2 protein-coding genes are annotated in these 672 nt (G+C 31.2%); both read left to right on the plus strand.

The window, feature by feature from the left end; genetic code table 11:
- The coding region (locus tag IE182_RS32360; protein ID WP_229845301.1) for a hypothetical protein at positions 1-220 on the plus strand (220 nt) is incomplete at its 5' end.
- A gap of 180 nt (positions 221-400) precedes the next feature.
- On the plus strand, positions 401-672 hold a 272-nt coding region (locus IE182_RS31575; protein ID WP_190113424.1), incomplete at its 3' end, for a hypothetical protein.

The following is a 672-nucleotide window of genomic DNA, read 5'->3' on the forward strand; positions in this document are numbered from 1 at the left end:
TCCAGTTAATAGATTTATATTACTTCTGGACCCTGATGCCATCAAATATTCAATCAACCTGGCTTTCAAATTGGTCGCTTATAAAAAGGTCAAGGTTATACAATTGCCCGAAAATAAAGATTGTAACGATTTAGGTCGTAAGGAAGTACTTAAGTTAATATATAATACTCGGTACCAATCCTATCAAGATTTATTGAAACTCAGAAACTCCCTGGATTGAGGATTTCCTATTATATTATATAAATTAATATTAGAAAGATATGAAACAATTATTAGAAGCTATAAAAGCTAAATACTTATGCCTTCATGATTGGGAGGTAGTACATAAAACCGAATATGTAACTTATTGGGAAATCCTATTAAAGTGTAAGAAGTGCGGTAAACTTAGAAAGAAAAGAGTATGAGAGATCCTTCTATTCATATAACTAAGCATCAATTCGAAAAGATCCTATCTCAGTTAGAGGTATATAATTTTCCGATTGATGCTTTCTTTGTTATTGCCCGTAAGGAAGCAATAAATGCTAGAGTTGTAGTTGTTACAAACAATAAGACAACTAAGAAAGTTTCTAACATTTTACTAGCATCTAAGGGAGATGATGCTTTAGTTGCTGATATTATATATGCAACTCGTATAAAACTAAAGCATAGAGGAGTTAGAAAGATAAGAGAAAC

This window comes from Streptomyces cinnamoneus (assembly GCF_014650495.1).
GTDB lineage: Bacteria > Actinomycetota > Actinomycetes > Streptomycetales > Streptomycetaceae > Streptomyces > Streptomyces cinnamoneus.